Annotated in this window: 12 protein-coding genes; 8 read left to right on the forward strand and 4 right to left on the reverse strand. The window is 67.5% G+C overall.

All coding sequences use genetic code 11. The annotated features are described in order from the left end of the window. Positions 1 to 39 precede the first annotated feature (39 nt). The 4 genes from UAA55_RS10740 to UAA55_RS10760 form a co-directional block, all read right to left on the reverse strand. The gene (locus UAA55_RS10740; RefSeq protein WP_322952695.1) at positions 40 to 1,383 is read right to left on the reverse strand and encodes an NRAMP family divalent metal transporter; all 1,344 of its coding nucleotides are present in this window, start codon (positions 1,381 to 1,383) and stop codon (positions 40 to 42) included. 121 nt (positions 1,384 to 1,504) lie between these two features. After that, on the reverse strand, positions 1,505 to 4,480 hold the full coding sequence (locus tag UAA55_RS10745; protein WP_322952696.1) for a hypothetical protein: 2,976 nt from the start codon (positions 4,478 to 4,480) through the stop codon (positions 1,505 to 1,507). A 19-nt stretch (positions 4,481 to 4,499) separates the two neighbouring features. Then, on the reverse strand, positions 4,500 to 6,233 hold the full coding sequence (locus tag UAA55_RS10750; RefSeq protein ID WP_322952698.1) for a GMC family oxidoreductase: 1,734 nt from the start codon (positions 6,231 to 6,233) through the stop codon (positions 4,500 to 4,502). Positions 6,234 to 6,569: 336 nt separating this feature from the next. After that, entirely contained in the window at positions 6,570 to 9,122 is a 2,553-nt protein-coding gene (locus tag UAA55_RS10760; protein ID WP_322952700.1) for a hypothetical protein, read from the reverse strand. Positions 9,123 to 9,403: 281 nt separating this feature from the next. On the opposite strand from UAA55_RS10760, the gene UAA55_RS10765 reads away from it, so the two are divergent. From UAA55_RS10765 to UAA55_RS10800, 8 genes are all read left to right on the forward strand, one after another. Beyond that, complete coding sequence (locus UAA55_RS10765; protein WP_322952703.1) at positions 9,404 to 10,594, forward strand: hypothetical protein; 1,191 nt, start codon at positions 9,404 to 9,406, stop codon at positions 10,592 to 10,594. Next, a complete protein-coding gene (locus UAA55_RS10770; RefSeq protein WP_322952705.1) occupies positions 10,594 to 11,430 on the forward strand; it encodes a DUF4198 domain-containing protein in 837 nt (278 codons plus the stop codon). Before UAA55_RS10765 ends, UAA55_RS10770 begins: the two co-directional genes overlap by 1 nt. After that, complete coding sequence (locus UAA55_RS10775; protein ID WP_322952707.1) at positions 11,427 to 12,548, forward strand: HupE/UreJ family protein; 1,122 nt, start codon at positions 11,427 to 11,429, stop codon at positions 12,546 to 12,548. The genes UAA55_RS10770 and UAA55_RS10775 overlap by 4 nt, the downstream gene beginning before the upstream one ends. A 158-nt stretch (positions 12,549 to 12,706) precedes the next feature. Next, positions 12,707 to 13,549 (forward strand): transcriptional regulator HexR, encoded by an 843-nt coding sequence (gene hexR, locus UAA55_RS10780; protein WP_322952709.1) that lies wholly within the window; start codon positions 12,707 to 12,709, stop codon positions 13,547 to 13,549. Positions 13,550 to 13,551: 2 nt separating this feature from the next. Next, positions 13,552 to 14,127 (forward strand): YbhB/YbcL family Raf kinase inhibitor-like protein, encoded by a 576-nt coding sequence (locus tag UAA55_RS10785; RefSeq protein WP_322952710.1) that lies wholly within the window; start codon positions 13,552 to 13,554, stop codon positions 14,125 to 14,127. 76 nt (positions 14,128 to 14,203) lie between these two features. After that, complete coding sequence (mobA, locus tag UAA55_RS10790) at positions 14,204 to 14,869, forward strand: molybdenum cofactor guanylyltransferase MobA (protein ID WP_322952712.1); 666 nt, start codon at positions 14,204 to 14,206, stop codon at positions 14,867 to 14,869. Between the two features lie 71 nt (positions 14,870 to 14,940). Then, entirely contained in the window at positions 14,941 to 15,984 is a 1,044-nt protein-coding gene (locus tag UAA55_RS10795) for a M4 family metallopeptidase (protein ID WP_322952713.1), read from the forward strand. A gap of 14 nt (positions 15,985 to 15,998) precedes the next feature. Beyond that, complete coding sequence (locus tag UAA55_RS10800) at positions 15,999 to 16,337, forward strand: protealysin inhibitor emfourin (protein WP_322952714.1); 339 nt, start codon at positions 15,999 to 16,001, stop codon at positions 16,335 to 16,337. The last annotated feature ends 204 nt before the right edge of the window (positions 16,338 to 16,541 follow it).

Here is a 16,541-nt window from a genome sequence, read left to right on the forward strand (position 1 = left end):
CGGCATCGCCGGGCCGAAACTGGCACACGGATAAGGGCCTCACATCACCCAGGTCACCACCATGGCGGTGTCCACCACCGCCATGGCGGCCATGCAGGCCCAACCCAGGACGCGCAAGGCCCGCGGCAGGACGAAGTCGCCCATGATCTGGCGCCGCGTGGCCATGCGCATCATCATGACGATGACCGGCACCGCCACCAAGCCGTTGACCACGGCGCTCCAGAACAAGGCCTTCACCGGGTCCATGTCGATGACGTTCATGACCGAGCCCACGGCCATGGCCAGCAGAATGGCGCCGTAGAAGGCCTTGGCCTTGTTCCAGGGCCGTGCCAGGCCCACCGGCCAGCGGCGTGCCTCGCCCAGCGCATAGGCTGCCGACCCCGCCAGCACCGGCAGGGCCAGGAGGCCGGTGCCGATGATGCCCAGGGCGAAGATGGCGAAGGCGAAGGTGCCGGCGATGGGGCGCAACGCCTCCGCCGCCTGGCTTGAGGTCTGGATGTCGGTGACGCCATGGACATGCAGGGTGGCGGCGGTGGTGATGATGATGAACAGCGCCACGCCATTGGACAGCAGCATGCCGATGTAGGTGTCCAGGCGGATACGCCGCAGTTCCTCCCGCGCCTGTTCCGGCGCCTTTTTCAGGGGCTGGGCCTCGGGGTCGCCCTTTTCCTCCTCCACCTCCTGGTCCGCCTGCCAGAAGAACAGGTAGGGGCTGATGGTGGTGCCGAAGACGGCGACGACCGCCACCAGATACTCCGACTTCAGCGAGACGGGCGGGTGGATAACCGCATGGCCCAGTTCGGCCCAGGGGATGGGCACCGCCAGCACGGTGGCGACATAGGCGAACAGCGACAGCGTCAGCCATTTCAGGATGGAGACGTAGCGGCAGTAGGGCACCAGAATTTGCAAGCCGGCCGAAGCGCCGCCGAACAGCAGGACGTACAGCCATTGCGGCCCGCCGATCAGCAGGCCCAGCGACGCCGCCATGGCCCCCAGGTCGGCCCCGATGTTGATGATATTGGCCGCCACCAGCAGGAAGACGATGGCGTTGATGGTCAGCGGCGGATAGTGGCGGCGCAGGTTGCCGGCGATGCCATGGCCCGTGACCCGGCCGATGCGGGCGCTGATCTCCTGGATCGCGGCCATCAGCGGGTAGGTCAGAACCAGGGTCCAGGCCAGGCCGTAGCCGAACTGCGCCCCCGCCTGGGAATATGTCGCGATGCCGCTGGGATCGTCGTCGGAAGCGCCGGTGACCAGGCCGGGCCCCAGGCATTGCCAGATGGTACGGGGCTTTTTCGGCCCGCCGTCGCCGCCGTCCGCCGATGACCCCCCAGGTACGCGCGTCGTTCCGGATGGCGCCGATCCCGGCTCCAAGGTGTCCAAGGCTGGCCTCCCCGCTGTCCTTCGAAAGCGGGCGGGCCGCACAATCCGTGTGCGCGCCCGCCCGGCCTCTTAAAGATGCAGTCGGGATGCCTTGTTCCGTCCCGCTTCCAGGCTAGGCCGGTCAGGCGCCTTGCAGGACTGGCGGGTCACACTCCTCACACTCCTCTTTCAGCGCCTGTTCCGCCAGGCGGTCCAGGATCTGCTTCAGGGTGGCGAGATCGGTGGCGCAGCCCTGGGCCTCCGCCAGGATGCTGTCCATGATCTGGAAGCCCAGCGACCGGTAGCTCTCGAACTGGCTTTCGGAGAACCACTGGTCGGTGGTGGATTCGTGCGGGAAGGTGGGGTGGGCGTTGGCGTAGGCCTTCACCCCCGCCCCTTCATCGCAGTTATGGAAGCTGGCCTTGACGTACAGGATGATGCCCGGCTTGGCCGCCGGCCCGTCGGCCATGGCGTAGTCGATGACGCCCATGGCGTGATAGGGCACATCGGTCAGCGTCACCCCCGGCGCCGGCCGCGGCTGCATCTTCTGCAGTTCGTGGAAGCGGATGGGGATACCGAAATCGATGCCGATCTTGCGCACAGCCATGCCCAGATCGGAGTAGGTGAAGGTGGGGTCCTCGCCAGCGTCGCTGACCACGATATAGCGGCAGCGGCGGCGGACCATCTCATAAAGGCCCAGATCCTCGAAATGGCCGCCGTCCGACAGGGCGACATAAGGCTGGTCGTCCGTCGTCAGGCCGAAGGCGTCCTTCACCAGGGGTGCCGCCGCCGTCGGCGGGCCGTTGCGGTACCAGGACTTCTCCCCCACCGGCGCCGGATTGCCCAGCCACCAGCCCAGCCGCATGTTCAGCAGGGTCAGCAGCAGGGACACGGTGGGCGAGGAGTGATAGCCGGCGTTGGGGTCCACCGCGGCGCCGGAAATGGCCATGGCCGTGCCCAGCGAGATGCCCGGATTGGTGGGATCATCCTCCGGACGGGGTGGGCATTTCGGCTGGCGCGCGAACGGCCACAGGCGGAACCGGCGGCCGCTGTGCGACGAGCCACCGTATTTCGAGGACGGCCGGAAGGCGCCGCGATAGGCCACCAGGGTGCCGCCCGGCTGGTCCAGCAGGGGGCACAGCGACGCCGCCCCGCTGTGCAGCGGCGTGATGGTGAAGGACATGCCCTTGCGCTGCTGCCATGCCAGATTACGGGTGGAGATGACGTTCAGGGTCGTGTTCAGGACATGGAAGGGCCGCCAATTGTCGCCCGTCCGGTCCTCACGCTTCGCCGGCCACAGCGACTGCATGGTCGGGTTGTCGTCCATGTCGAAACCGGTGAAGCGGTCCGGCTTGCGACCGATGTGCGATGCCCCCAGGAAGGCCCGGACCAGGCGGTTGCGGTACAGGCCGTGCAGAGAGAAGCGGTTGATGTTGATGTACTTGGACGCGAAGAAGGCGATGATGCCCAGGATCACCCCCGCGATCACCAGCAGCGGCACCACCATGCTGCGCTCCTGCGCCTCCACCATGCCGCTCTGGAACAGCACCGACCCGGCGCTGTCCGGCAGGATGAGGTAATTGCCGTAGGAGATCAGGTAGGCGAACAGGGAGTCGCGCAGCACCACCAGGTCGATGACGGCCGACCCCAGCACCAGCAACAGGGCGAAGAACAGGGGCGCCGACAGGCTGGCCGCCACGTTGTAGGCGATGGCGACGGGGCTGCGGTTGGGGGCCTGGTTGGACGGCTGGGCCGAGGTGCGGCCGCTGCCGCCCGTCAGCCAGCCGACCGCGGCCGTGGCGCCGCCGCCGGCCACCAGCCAGTCGAACAGGGCCTGCGTGCCCAGTTCCACCTGCCCGGCCGTCCACGACCCCAGGAGCGCCAGGGCCACGCCGGCGATCCAGGCGATGCAGGTCGCCAGGTACCAGCCGGCCGACCGCGCGAACCACTCACGCTGCTCATCCGAGCGGGGGGTGTTGCTGGTCAGCGCCACATAGCAGGTCTCGGCCATCAGTTGCGACACCAGCAGCCACGGCGGCGCGAACAGCAGCAGCAGCAGCAGGCGCACGGCCGGATCACCGCCGGAGCCGATGATATGGGCGCCGAAGCCCAGGAAGGCGCCATAGGCGATGCCCGCAACCAGCCAGCCCCAAGTGGTGCGGTGCTTCAGCCGCGCCCAGCGCTTGAGGTCCAGCAGCGCGGTGAACAGCTCCCCCGTCGTGAGCAGGGTGATGAGCTGGGCCGCCCCGTAGACGACGAAGCCGAGGATGCCGCCGAAGACCAGCAAGTCGGCCAGCGGCGTGACGATCAGCAGCTGATAGCCGATGGTGGTGTCCAGGGCCCCGGTCCAGGCGACGCCGCCCAGGAACATGGGCAGCAGATTGCCCTTGAGGAATTGTCCCTGTGTTGGACTGGCCGTGCCGCTGAGCCTCATGGCGCGCAGCGTGAACCTTAGTCCTATGAGCACCAGGACCAGGGAGATGACGGCCAGGATGATCAGGGCCAGGCCGTACTTCTGGTCGCCGAAGGGATGCGACAGCCAGGCCACGCCCACGGCGGCCAGCTTCACCACCACCAGGCTCAACAGGAACAGCGGGATCAGCAGCACCCAGTTCAACAGCAGGTTGCGCAGGATCATCGCCGCCGCCGCCCAGGTGTCGGCCGAGACCAGGCCCACCTTGGGCGTCAGATAGTTGCTGTCGCGGCGCAGGTCGCCGATGGCCGTGGGCTCGACGGCGCTGACCTCATGGCCGCGGGTGTTCAGCTGCGGCAGCACCTCGGCATAGGGCTGGCGCGACAGCCAGGCCGACAGCCAGCTGCCGATATAGCCGCCGCCCGAGACGGTGGAGAGATAGTTGAACTGGCCCAACAGCGCCTTGTCCGGCGGCGGCAGGCGGAAGTCCTTGCAGGGCCGCGGCCGGGCGGCCAGCGCCTGGATGATGCCCAGGCCGAAGGTGGCGCTGCGGATGCCGCCGCCCGACAGGCAGAGGGCGGTGGATTCCAGGGTGTTGAGCGCCAGGGTCAGGTCCTCGTCCTGCACCCCGTCGAGCACATGGTCACCATGGATGCTCTTGGCCTCGGCCCGCAGAACCTCGATGGTGCTAAGCGGATTGGTCATTGGTCTAGCCCCCTGATTCTCACGCCCGCGCCTGATGGCGGCGGTTCTGCTGGCAACGGGTCTGCTCGATGATCACCTCGGCCGCCTTCTCGCCGATCATGTAGACGGCGCTGACGATGAAGTAGCCGGGGATGCGCGGGAAAACGGAGGCGTCCACCACCCGCAAGCCCTTGACCCCATGGACGCGGAAGTCGCTGGACAGCACGCCACCCCCCGTGGCGCTGCCGATGGCGCAGGTGCAGGAGGCGTGGTGCCCCCAGGCATGGGTGCGCACGAAGTATTTCAGCTCCTCATCCGTCTGGACGGCGGGGCCGGGCAGCAATTCCTGCTTGGCGATGCCCTGGTCGTACAGCTGCTTGGTGATGGCGCGCACGAAGCGGATGCCCTCCACCACGCTGTCCAGGTCCTCGCCCGACTTGTCCGTGCCTTCCTCGAAGTAATGGAAGTTGATGTAGGGGGTGTCGCGCGGGTCGGCCGACCGCAGGGTCACCTCGCCGCCGCGGTTCAGCGTGTGGGCCTTCAGCACCGCCCAGGTCAGCATGTTCAGATGCTCCGGGAACAGGCTGGAATAGCCGGGGTAGTAGCCGCGGAATTCACCCAGCAGGCCGAAGCAGAACAGGTCCGGCATGGGCCGTTCGGGTGCCGAGCGCTTGGTGACGGCCAGCACGGCGCCGTTGGTGGTGTAGACGCCCTCGCGCTTCTCCTTCCATTGCTGGTACTGGGGATCGCCGGCGGCGAACTTGGCGCCCTTCAGCACCTCCCAGTCCGTGGTCATCTCGTTGACGACGCCGACCTCGTAGCGGTCCTGCAGGTTGCGGCCCACGCCGGGGCTGTCGACCCGCACCGGGATGTTGAATTTCTCCAGTGTTTCCCTGGGGCCGATGCCCGACAGCATCAGCAGTTGCGGCGTGTTGAAGGCGCCGCCGGACAGGATGACCTCATGCTTGGCGTAGACGGCGCGTTTTTCCCCGCCCGTACCCTGGGCGAAGGAGGCGGAATACAGTTTCTCCCCCTTCTCGTATTCCACGCCGATGGCACGCGGCTCACCACCACCCAGCGGCCCTTCCGGCGGCGTGGACTCGTCGAACAGGACGCGGGTGACCAGCGCGTCCAGTTCGATGTGCAGGCGGTCGGGATGCTTCTCCGCCACCTCCAGCAGGCGCTCGCGCGTGCCGGTGCGGGCATGGTTGCGGTTGGACAAGGGGACGTAGCGCAGGCCGAATGCGTCCGCGTCCACCAGCCGCTTGTCGTTGGGATCGCCCTCCCCCTCCAGCAGCCATTCGAAGCCCTGGTCGGGATTGGGATCGCGCAGCAGCACGGCCTTGGCGCAATCCAGCAGCCCCTGGATCAGGGGCTTGTCGCCCAGCGCCTGCAGCGGGATGGCCTTCTGGGTGTGCAGCCAGCCGCGGAAGCCGTGGCCCGACGGATTGATCAAGCCCAGGCTCAGCCAGTACAGCAGGCGGTAGAACCAGCGATAGTGGCAGTTCTCCAGCTTGCGGAACAGCCGGCGCATGGCCTCCGGCTTCCAGCTGATATCGCCCGTCAGGTCGGCGATGAACTGCCAGTCCTCGTTGTTGGGATAGACGACGATCTGGGCGTTATGTGCCGTGCAGCCGCCCAGGGTGCCGGCGCGGGGATAAAGGACGCCGTCGACCAGCCGCCCGTCAGGCGGTGGATACACCGACCTATACTTGGGGTCGGACGTCTGCACCGCCTGATCGCTGTAGTGGCGTACGAAGAAGTCCCAGCGCATGCCCGTGTTTTCCGAGGCGAAAGCGTGGAGTACCGGGACGTCGTAATCGTCCGGCAAACGGTTCTCGTTCGGATAATAGGGATCGCCCCCATGGGATTTGCGCGGGTCCCCCCCGCCTCCAGCACCAGGACGGTATACCCCGCCTCCGCCAGGCGGGCCGCCACCGTGCCGCCACCGGCGCCGGAACCGACGACGATGAAATCATATTGAGCGGATTGAACGGATGCGTCGTTTACATCTGCCATAGCCTGTCCCCCATGCCTGGCCCGTGGGAATGCCGCCCCCAACCGCCGGCCGCGGAGCGCGCGGCCGGACGGGTTTTGAGGGGCGGGGTGGTCAGAAGGTCTTCAGGAACTCGATCAGCGCTTCCTTGTCGTCGTCGCTGAGCGCCGTCGTCTCGGACGTGAAGCTGGTCCCGAAGTAGTGGCCGCGGTTGACCTCGAAATCCGGGCACTTGCTGAAGTCCAGCAGCGGCTTCCGCAGGTTGGCGAACACTTTGCGCGCCTCCTCGTCCGTCGCGTTCTTGGGCAGCTGCGACAAGTCGTGGGTCGCTTTTTTCAGCAGCTGCAGCAGCTGGACATAGCGGGGCAGGTTCTCCGCCAGGGTGGCGTCGTCCTTGTACAGCTCGGTGTTGGAGATGAGGTTGACCGGCGTGTCCTTGGGGATGGGCCCCACCATCAGGTCGCCGTCGCCGAAGACGCTGGGCAGCCAGCGGTGCAGCGGGCTGAGCAGCGGCTTCAGGAAGCCGGGCAGGTAGCCGCCGGGCACCTTCAGATAGCTGCCGACACTGGTGCGGTCGATGAGGAACACCCCCTTGTCACCCAGCAGCTTGTCGTGCGGACGCGTCTCGGGCCACAGCATCTGCCTGATCGAGGCCTCGAAGGTCTTCACGCGCTCCTCGACCGACGGATTCAACGGGTCATAAGTCGGGTCATGAGGCTTTTGGTCGTGCGGCGGCATCGGCTGCGGCGGGTGCGCATAGGGTGACCCGCCGGGCCAGCCCACCGTGTTGTTCACCAGGTAGGGCGCCGTCGACCACAGGGCCACCAGCGAGGGCACGCGGGTGTAGCCGCGGCCGCCGGCCGGCATGACGTAGTCCTTCTCCTCACCCGTGAAGGGATCGTGGATCTTGATGGTGCCGACGGACGGCAGCTGCTTGTAGGAGGTGGAGGAGAAGTTGTCCCAGATGTTGCCGGCGATGGCGTTGGTGGCCAGCGGGCTACAGGCGTTGGTCTGCAGCAGGGTCACCGGAATGCGCATGTCGGTGGAGAGGTAGTTGTCCGTCAGGAAATCCTTGTCCTTCACCATCTCCTTCATCTGCGCCTTGAACTCGTCCGATTTCACCCAAGCCCAGTACTGGTTCCAGCAAGCCAGGTAGTTCGGGCCGTTGCAGGTCTTGAAGTCGATCTCCTTGGGTGGCTGCGGCTGCTTGCTGGAATGGCAGCCGGCGCAGGTCTCGGCGAACACCTCCTTGCCCCGGTCCAGCTGTGTGGCGGGCCCGGCGGCGGTCATGTACTTCTGGCCGCCCGGCGCGTCGGCCAGCTTGTGGCCCTTCTGGATATCCTTGTTCAGGAAGTACGCGGCCAAGTCGGCGGTCTGATGCTCCGTCGCCTGCCAATAGCTGGAGTTCTTGCGGCCCACCTCGATCTGGATGGCCGTGTTGGGCACGCCGCCGAACAGCGGGTTGAAGTGGCGCAGCCATTCCTCGCTGAACAAGCCGATGTTGATGAAGACGCGGTTCAGCGCCCCCTGCACCCCGACGCTGTCGGAACCGTCCTTCAGCACATGCGGGGTCGTCACCTGTTTGGTCGCGCTATCAAAGGTGCCCGGCAGGAATTCGTTGTTCAGCTCGCCCCCGCTCAGCGTCTCCACCCCCCCTCGCTTCGCGGCGATATCCATGCGGGCCTGCAGCTCGTAGACGGCGTTCATGGTGCGGGGGTTGTTGATGTAGTCGGTGGAAACCAGCGAGGTGTCCAGCGCGCCGGGGCGCGAGGTGTGCACCAGCTGGATCAGGTAGTTCTGCTCGCTCGCCTTGCGCTCCGGCGAGCCCGGCTTGCCGTAGTTCCAGCCGAAGATGCGGTCGATCCAGAAATACTGGGCGCCGACCACGGCGCTCATGTTCTCCCACTTCGGGTTTTCCGGGTCGGCTGGCGGGTGGGTCGGGCTGGGGCCCACATGGCAGAAGCCGCAGGCCATGCCCACGCGATAGGGACGCACCAGGTTCTTGTCGTTGTAGTAGTCCGGGTCGGTGTAATATTTCTCCGCGTCCCAATGCTTCTTCGCCTTTTCGTCGAAGTCGGGATTGGGGAACAGGCGCAGGCCGACGATGCCCGTGGGATAGCCGTAGTAAGAGCCCACCGGCACGGTCACGCCGCGCGCGCCGATCTTGACGCCGGGGTACTTCTTCTCATTGGCGAAAGGGTCGTCGGGGCAGTTGGGATCGTCCTTCACCCGCTGATCCAGCCACAGGCCGAACTGGTCCTTAGAGCCCTCCTTGGGTTCCACGAAGCACGGCTCGTTCATCAGGCCCAGTTGCTCGAACCGGTTGTGGCGGCCGTAGGCAAGGCCTTTATGATTTTCATCACCTTTATAACTGGAGATGGTCTTCAGCAGGTCGAAGTTGCCGAAGGCACTGTTGGTGATGAGGTCCCAGAAGCGGTCGTTGCCGCCGGTCCACACGACCCAATTGTTGCGGCCCCTGATCTCTTTCAGGCTCAGCTGAACGCCGCCGTCCATGTCCTTGAAATAGTCCTCGTCGGCGGCCGGGAAGGTGTCGGCGGCCCGGCCGGCCCGCATCGCCTCATCCTTCACCTGCTTGTCACCGCAGCCAGACAGCAGCAGCACCGCCGCCACCAGGGTCGTTACGACCCCAAGACCGATCCGCGCCATACCCCACCTCGCGCCCTGAAAAGTTGTTCGTTGGTCTGGACATTATATCCTGAGCGAACTAGTCTCAAGCCAAAGATACAACCTAGAGGAAATATAGTTCCTATTGTTGCGCCGTTTATCTCGAATTTGATATGCGGCTTCCACCCCTAAAGTGTAAGCCGACCCTGCAAAACGGAATAGTCCTTCCGATGGGGCGCGGCTTCAGAACGGGCCTAATTTCCTTTTTAAATCAATTGGATATCCCGCATCACGCGGAACTGGCGGGAAGACGGAGGAAGACGATGGGGCGCATCTTCAACAGGACCATGGGCCTGAACATCCTGGGAAAAGCGCTGCCGAGGGCGCGGCTGGCAGGGCTCGCGCTGGTTGCATGCTTAGGCCTGGCAACTCCACAACCAGCGCGCGCGTCGGACCATGCCGACCCGACCAACCTGACCGACCCGACGGCCAACATCACGGATCTGTTCTTCTACCCGGAAGGGGACGACATGATCCTGATCTTCGACGTCAACCGCGCCCTGCTGGCGCCAAAACCCTACAACCTGGCGCCGTATGACTATGAGATTCACATGGATCTCACCACGCCGCTGTCCTTCCAGGACCCCGCCATCCGCGCCCGCTACGGCGGCACGGTGCTGGTGCCCGACCAGATCCATTCCGACGTCACCATCAAGGTGAAGCTGCAGGACGACGTGACGGTGAACAGCGTCACCTACACGGGCCTGAAGGACACCGACAAGATCAAGACCTACTTCGGCGTGCGCGACGACCCCTTCGTCTTCCCGCAATTCTTCAAGAAGAACGCCATCGCCATGGTGATGCGCATCCCGAAGAGCGCGTTCCCGGCCGACCAGCACGACTTCATCCTGTGGGGCACCACCGCCAAGAACGGGACGGAGATCGACCATGTCGGCCGGTCCATCCGCACCCAGCTGCCGCGCTTCGGCTTCATCAACACGATGCCGCCCAAGGACCAGCTGAAGGCGCTGATGGCGCGCAAGGCCAAGCTGGACAACATCTACAACTACCTGCACAGCGCCAAGGAATGGTGGGCGATTGCGGCGGCCGACTTCCTGCAGTTCACCCTGCAGTTGCGGCCCTACGACCTGCAGCCCGACGTCATGGTCTACACTGACCGCTTCCCTGTCGGGTACCCCAACGGCCGCCTGCTGACCGACGACGTGGTGGCCCAGACCTGCGCCTTCGGCGATTGCCTGCTGCAGGAGATCTCCTTCATCGAGGGGCCCTACCCGCGCGCCACGGTGAACGACAAGCCCTTCAGCAGCGAGTGGCCCTATCTGGCGCCGCAATGGCCGGACCAGGCGCCGGCGCCGTCCAACGCCCACAGCGTTCTGCCTTGGGTCATCCTGGGCGTGATCGTCCTGCTGCTGGTCAGCTGGGGGATCGTCGAGATCATCCGTCGCCTGATCCGGCACCTGCTGCGCTGGTGGTGGCGCCGGATCGACGCCTGATGGCGGCTGCCCGCGCCTGTCTGGCCGGGCTGGCGGCGGCCTTTTGGGCCGCCGGCGCCCTGGCGCATGATTTCTGGATCGAGCCCTCCGCCTTCCGTCCCGGCCCCGGCAGCGCCGTGGCCGTGGGCCTGCGGGTGGGGGAGAATTTCATCGGCGACCCCGTGCCCCGCACCGCCAGCCTGATCGACCGGTTCTTCGTGCGCCAGGCGGGGGAGGAACAGGTGGTCGGCGGTGCCGACAACATCGACCCGGCCGGCTTCCTGCGCGCCGATGGCCGGGCCACCGCCCTGATCGGCTATACCGGCGGCGGCAGCTATATCGAGCTGCCGCCCGAGCGCTTCACCGCCTATCTGCGCCAATACGGCCTGGATGGGATCGTGGCGGAGCGGCAGCGGCGGGGCGAAAGCGCCCTCCCCGGCCGCGAATGTTTCTACCGCTACGCCAAGTCCCTGTTGGCCGGCGCCGGGCCCGACCCCGCCGTGACCCGGCCCCAGGGCTTCACCTATGAGATCGTGCCCGACGCCGACCCCACCGTGGCCGGCGCCGACCCGGTGCGCGGCCATGTGCTGTTCCTGGGCCAACCGGTGGCCGGCGCGGTCGTCACCGCGCACCTGCGTGGCCAGCCGGCCGTGCGCCTGGCCACGCGCAGCGACGCCCAAGGCGCCTTCGCCTTTCCTCTGCCCCAAGCCGGCGTCTGGCTGGTCCGGTCGGTGCACATGGCGCGGGCGGGCATGCTGGCCCATTGGCTGCACCACCGGGATTGGGAAAGTCACTGGGCCTCCCTGACGTTCGACTGGCCCGGGCCCGCCGCCGGCGCCACAGGCGCGCCGCCATGAGGTGCTGGCTTTGGGCCCTGCTGCTGATGGTGTGCCTGGGGGGCCGAGCCCCGGCGCATGAGATCGGCACCACCCAGGTGCAGCTGACGGTGGGGCCGGGCGACGCTTGGTCCGCCACCATCACCACCGCCCCCACCGCCCTGGTGAACAAGCTGGAGGCGGCCACGGGCCGGCCGCTGAGCCGCGACCTGACGGCGGAGCGGGTGCGGGCGATCCTGCCGCCCTTGGCCGATACCATCGCCGCACGGGTGGACTTGGCGGCGGACGGCGCGCCCGTCGCCGCCACGGTGGCGGTCGAGCGGGTGGAGATGCCCAACGACATCACCCTGCCGGCCTTCGTGGTGCTGCGCGCCGGCGGCCCCCTGCCACCCGGGACGCGCGCGGTCACCTGGCGCTACGGCCTGGTCTACAGCACTTACGGCGTGGTCTTCACGGATGCCGCCGGCGGCGCGCCGCGGACCCAGTGGCTGGAGGGCGACGCCGCCAGCGCGCCCTTCACGCTGGCCGCCAACGCCGCCCCGGTCTCCCTGGCCGAACTCGCGGCCCAGTACCTGCGACTGGGCTTCCTGCACATCCTGCCGGAGGGGCTGGACCACATCCTGTTCGTGCTGGGCATCTTCCTGCTGACCACGCGCTTGCGGTCCATCCTGGTGCAGGTCACGGCCTTCACCCTGGCCCATTCCGTTACCCTGGGCCTGACCATGTACGGCGTCATCAGCCTGCCCTCGCGGGTGGTGGAGCCGCTGATCGCCCTGTCGGTCGCCTATGTGGCGGTGGAGAACATCATGACGGCGCGGCTGACGCCCTGGCGGCCCCTGGTGGTCTTCGCCTTCGGCCTGCTGCACGGCATGGGCTTCGCCGGCGCCCTGGCCGACCTGCACCTGGCCCGGCGCGACGTCATTCCCGCCCTGGTCAGCTTCAACGTGGGGATAGAACTGGCGCAGCTGTCCATCATCGCCGCCGCCTATGCCGCCGTGGCCCTCGTGTGCGCTTCAGGGGGCACAGGGACAAGCCCTGGTACCGGCGCCGCGTGGTCATCCCCGCCTCCTCCCTCATCGCCGCCACCGGCCTGTTCTGGACGGTGCAACGCGCCGTGGGGGGCTGAGGTCACCTCTTAGCCCCTGCCCCGCCCATGCCCCTGGCGCCATACTGCTTTACTGCACAGGTGACAGGCCCGCGCCATTTCCGGTAATTTCACTACAAACGGGAAGGAACGCCGCCGCGGCAGCGCGCCTGCTTCCTTCGTCAAGTCATCGGCAGGTCGGGGGTTAGCTTCATGCTGGGTCGCATACGCGGGATGATGGACGGTTTGCGCCCGTCGGAACGCAAGATCGCGGAAATCGTCCTGAAGCGGCCGCACGCCGTCGTCACCGCCTCGGTGGCGGAGGTGGCGCGCGAGGCGGATGTCAGCCAGCCCACGGTGGTGCGCTTCTGCCGGTCCATCGGCTGCAGCGGCTATCAGGATTTCAAGCTGCGCCTGGCGCAGGACCTGGCCACGGGCACCCCCTTCGTCGACGCCGACCTGATGCCCGACGACCCGGTGGCGGAGGTGGCGGCCAAGGTCATCGGCCGGGCCATCAGCGCCTTTTCCCGCATGCGCAACCAGCTGAACACGGAAAACCTGAGCCGGGCCGTGGACATCCTGGCCGCCGCCCGGCGTATCGAAGTCTATGGCTTCGGCGCCTCCGGCATCGTGGCGCAGGACGCGCAGAACAAGTTCTTCCGCCTGGGCGTGCCCGTCATCGCCCACAGCGACGTGCATGTGCAAGCCATGGCGGCCAGCATCCTGGGCGCCGACGGCGCCGTCATCGCCATTTCCCACACCGGCCGCACGCGGGAGCTGCTGCGCTCCGTCGACCTGGCGCTGGACGGCGGCGCGCCGGTGGTGGCCATCACGTCCGGCGGCTCGCCCCTGGCGGAGCGCGCCACCGTGCCCCTGCTGGTGGACGTGGATGAGGACACCAGCATCTACACCCCGCGCACCTCGCGCCTGTCGCACCTGGCGGTCATCGACGTGCTGCAGGTGGCCGTGGCCCTGCGCCAGGGCACGGCGCTGGGCGAGAATCTGGCCCGGGTGAAGCGCCCCTTGCGCGAGCGGCGCATGACGGAACGGGTGTGAGCATGATCCGCCGGCTGGCGATAGCCTCGACCCTGGCCACCAGCCTGGCCGCCGGGGACGTGCATGCCGGCATGTGGCTGAGCAGCCCGGATTTGGCGGCCGACGGCACGCTGACCGCCTCCCAAGCCTGGGACCGCGGCGGCTGTGGCGGCAGGAACCTGTCCCCCGCCTTGCGCTGGGGTGGGGAGGCGCCAACCGCCAAGAGCTTCGCGCTGATCATCATGGACGCGGACGTCAAGAAGGGCTTCCGCCACTGGATGGTGTTCAACATCCCGGCGGGCGTGCACAGCCTGGCCGCCGGCGCCGGCGCGCCCGACGGCAAGGCCCTGCCCAAGGGGGCGGTGCAGGCGCTGAACGACTTCGGCCCCAAGGGCTATGGCGGCCCCTGCCCGCCGGTGGGCCAGACCCACCGCTATGTCTTCACCATCTACGCCCTGAACAAGGACACGCTGGATCTGAACCCGGACCAGCCGGCCGGCGCCCTGGAATCGCTGGTGCTGACCCACGCCCTGGACAAGGGCCGCCTGCTGGCCAAGTCCCCCCGCTTCGAGGCGGCGCCGGGGGGCCCTCCGAAATGACCCAGGCCCCGGGCAACCCGGTGGTGACGGGTCCCACCCGCACCGCCGTCAACGACTTCCGCGCGCTTTATATTCCGTGATCGAAACAACCCATATCCTGGGCCTGATCCTGGCCGGTGGTCTGGCACGCCGCTTTGGCGGCAGCGAGGACGACCCCGTGGACAAGGCGCGGCTGCTTCTCGCCGGCCGCCCCTTGCTGGCCCATGTGCGCGACCGCCTGGGCCCGCAGGTGGCGACCGTGGTGCTGAACGCCAACGGCGACCCCGCCCGCTATCGCGACCAGGGCCTGCCCGTTCTGGCCGACAGCGTGGCGGGTCATCCCGGACCGCTGGCCGGCGTGTTGGCCGGGCTGGATCACGCCGCCCGGAATGGCGCCTACACCCATGTGCTGAGCGTGCCGGCCGACTGTCCCTTCCTGCCCCGGGACCTGGCGGCGCGCCTGGCGGCGGCGACGGCGCCGGAGAGGGTGGCCTGCGCCACCTCGGCGGGGCAGCGGCACCCGGTGGTGGCGCTATGGCCCGTGGGCCTGGCCGCCCGCCTGCGCCAGGCGCTGGTGGAGGAGGACCTGCGCAAGGTCGGCGCCTTCCTGGCGCGCCAGCCGTTGGCCCTGGTGGACTTCCCCGTCCGGCCCATCGACCCCTTCTTCAACGTCAACACGCCCGCCGACCTGGACGTGGCGGAAGGATTTCTCACCAAGGGAGTACCGCCGGCGGGCCAGGTCCCAGGCGGAGATATGTCCTAGGCGGCTATTCCGGCCTTCCGGGAGCGGTGCCACGCTGGAGGCCCTGATCCCGCGCTGAAAGGCCCGCCCCCATGTGCCAGCACGCCGGCTGCCCCCCACACGTCTGTTTCATCATCCCGCCGCACATGATGGAGCATGTGGCGACCAACGCCAGCGACCCGATCCTGCGCAAGCGGGCCTTGCACAACCTCTATCACCAGGGTCAGTTGCGCGGCATGCGCGCCAGCATGAACCAGTTCGCCTTCGCGGGATTGGGCACGGGCACCAAGCAACGCACCGTCTACGATGCCAAGCATGGCGGCGACTTGCCGGGCACGCTGGTCCGGTCGGAAGGCCAGGCGGCGGGCAAGGACGTGGCGGTGAACGAGGCCTATGACTACGCTGGCACGACCTACGATTTCTATTTCGATGTGATGAAGCGCAACTCCGTGGACGACAAGGGCATGCGCCTGGATTCCACGGTGCATTACAGCACAGACTACGATAACGCCTTCTGGAACGGCCAGCAGATGGTCTATGGCGATGGGGACGGCGAGATCTTCGACCGCTTCACCAAATGCCTGGACGTCATCGGGCATGAGCTGACCCACGGCGTCACCCAGTTCACCGCCGGCCTGACCTATTCCAGCCAGTCGGGCGCCCTGAACGAATCCTTCTCCGACGTCTTCGGATCGCTGATCAAGCAACACGCGGCGGGGGACACGGCGGACACCGCCGACTGGCTGATCGGCGAGGGTCTGCTGATCCCCAAGGCCGGCACCAACCGCACGGCCCTGCGATCGATGAAGGCGCCGGGCACGGCCTATGACGACCCCACCCTGGGCAAGGATCCGCAACCGGCCACCATGAAGGACTATTACAGCGGGTCCGACGACAATTACGGCGTCCATATCAATTCCGGCATCCCCAACCACGCTTTCTACCTGGCCGCCACCGCCATCGGCGGCAAGGCGTGGGAGGTGGCGGGCCTGATCTGGTACGAGACGCTGACCACCCGGCTGCAGCTGTGGTCGGAGTTCAAGGACGCGGCGGCCGCCACGCGCGAGGTGGCGCAAAAGCACGGGACCGCCGCCGCCAAGGCGGTGGACGACGCCTGGACGGCCGTGGGCCTTTGACCCATGCTGCCGCCATGAGCACAGACCCGCCGCCCGTCGCGCCCCCATTGCCCGTCCTCGTGGAATGCCAGCGCCAAGGCGGCATCGCCTTCCCCCTGCGCCGGCCCAAGATCAGCCTTGAGGTGGCGGGGCTGGACGAAGGGGAGCGCCAGGCCCTGCTGCGCTTGGTGCGGGCGGCCGACATCGCGGACCAGCCGGCCGCCTTCCCGGGCCCGGGCCACCCCGACGCCCTGGAAACCCAGCTGACCGTGACCTGGCCCGGCCGCAGCGCCACCGTACGCTTCCGCGACGGCGACGGCCACCCGGCGCCGCTGGACGAACTGGCGGGTTGGGTGCTGCGGCATAAGCCGTAGCCAGCGCCCCCCGAGCCACCGAATTGTCACAGGCAACCAACAGGGTGGCGCGCACGCGGTAGGTTGCCGCCGCCGCCATTCACCGGCATGCTCGGCGCCATCACCAAGGGTGGTGGACAGGGCCAGTCCACTTTTCCATAGGGTGCACGACGCAGGCCAAGCCGCACGAAAGGCACCCCCGCGATGCTGCGCAAGACGCTGTTC

Origin of the sequence: Nitrospirillum guanabarense, from assembly GCF_034653355.1 — a bacterium.
In the GTDB taxonomy this organism is placed as follows: domain Bacteria; phylum Pseudomonadota; class Alphaproteobacteria; order Azospirillales; family Azospirillaceae; genus Nitrospirillum.

Bases quoted from the DNA above. Each gene is read 5' to 3' on its own strand.
- UAA55_RS10800 (WP_322952714.1), top strand. From the start codon at position 15,999: ATGAGCACAGACCCGCCGCCCGTCGCGCCCCCATTGCCCGTCCTCGTG.
- UAA55_RS10750 (WP_322952698.1), bottom strand. From the start codon at position 6,233: ATGCGCTGGGACTTCTTCGTACGCCACTACAGCGATCAGGCGGTGCAG.
- UAA55_RS10760 (WP_322952700.1), bottom strand. From the start codon at position 9,122: ATGGCGCGGATCGGTCTTGGGGTCGTAACGACCCTGGTGGCGGCGGTG.
- UAA55_RS10765 (WP_322952703.1), top strand. From the start codon at position 9,404: ATGGGGCGCATCTTCAACAGGACCATGGGCCTGAACATCCTGGGAAAA.
- UAA55_RS10745 (WP_322952696.1), bottom strand. From the start codon at position 4,480: ATGACCAATCCGCTTAGCACCATCGAGGTTCTGCGGGCCGAGGCCAAG.
- hexR (WP_322952709.1), top strand. From the start codon at position 12,707: ATGCTGGGTCGCATACGCGGGATGATGGACGGTTTGCGCCCGTCGGAA.
- UAA55_RS10770 (WP_322952705.1), top strand. From the start codon at position 10,594: ATGGCGGCTGCCCGCGCCTGTCTGGCCGGGCTGGCGGCGGCCTTTTGG.
- UAA55_RS10785 (WP_322952710.1), top strand. From the start codon at position 13,552: ATGATCCGCCGGCTGGCGATAGCCTCGACCCTGGCCACCAGCCTGGCC.
- UAA55_RS10795 (WP_322952713.1), top strand. From the start codon at position 14,941: ATGTGCCAGCACGCCGGCTGCCCCCCACACGTCTGTTTCATCATCCCG.
- UAA55_RS10775 (WP_322952707.1), top strand. From the start codon at position 11,427: ATGAGGTGCTGGCTTTGGGCCCTGCTGCTGATGGTGTGCCTGGGGGGC.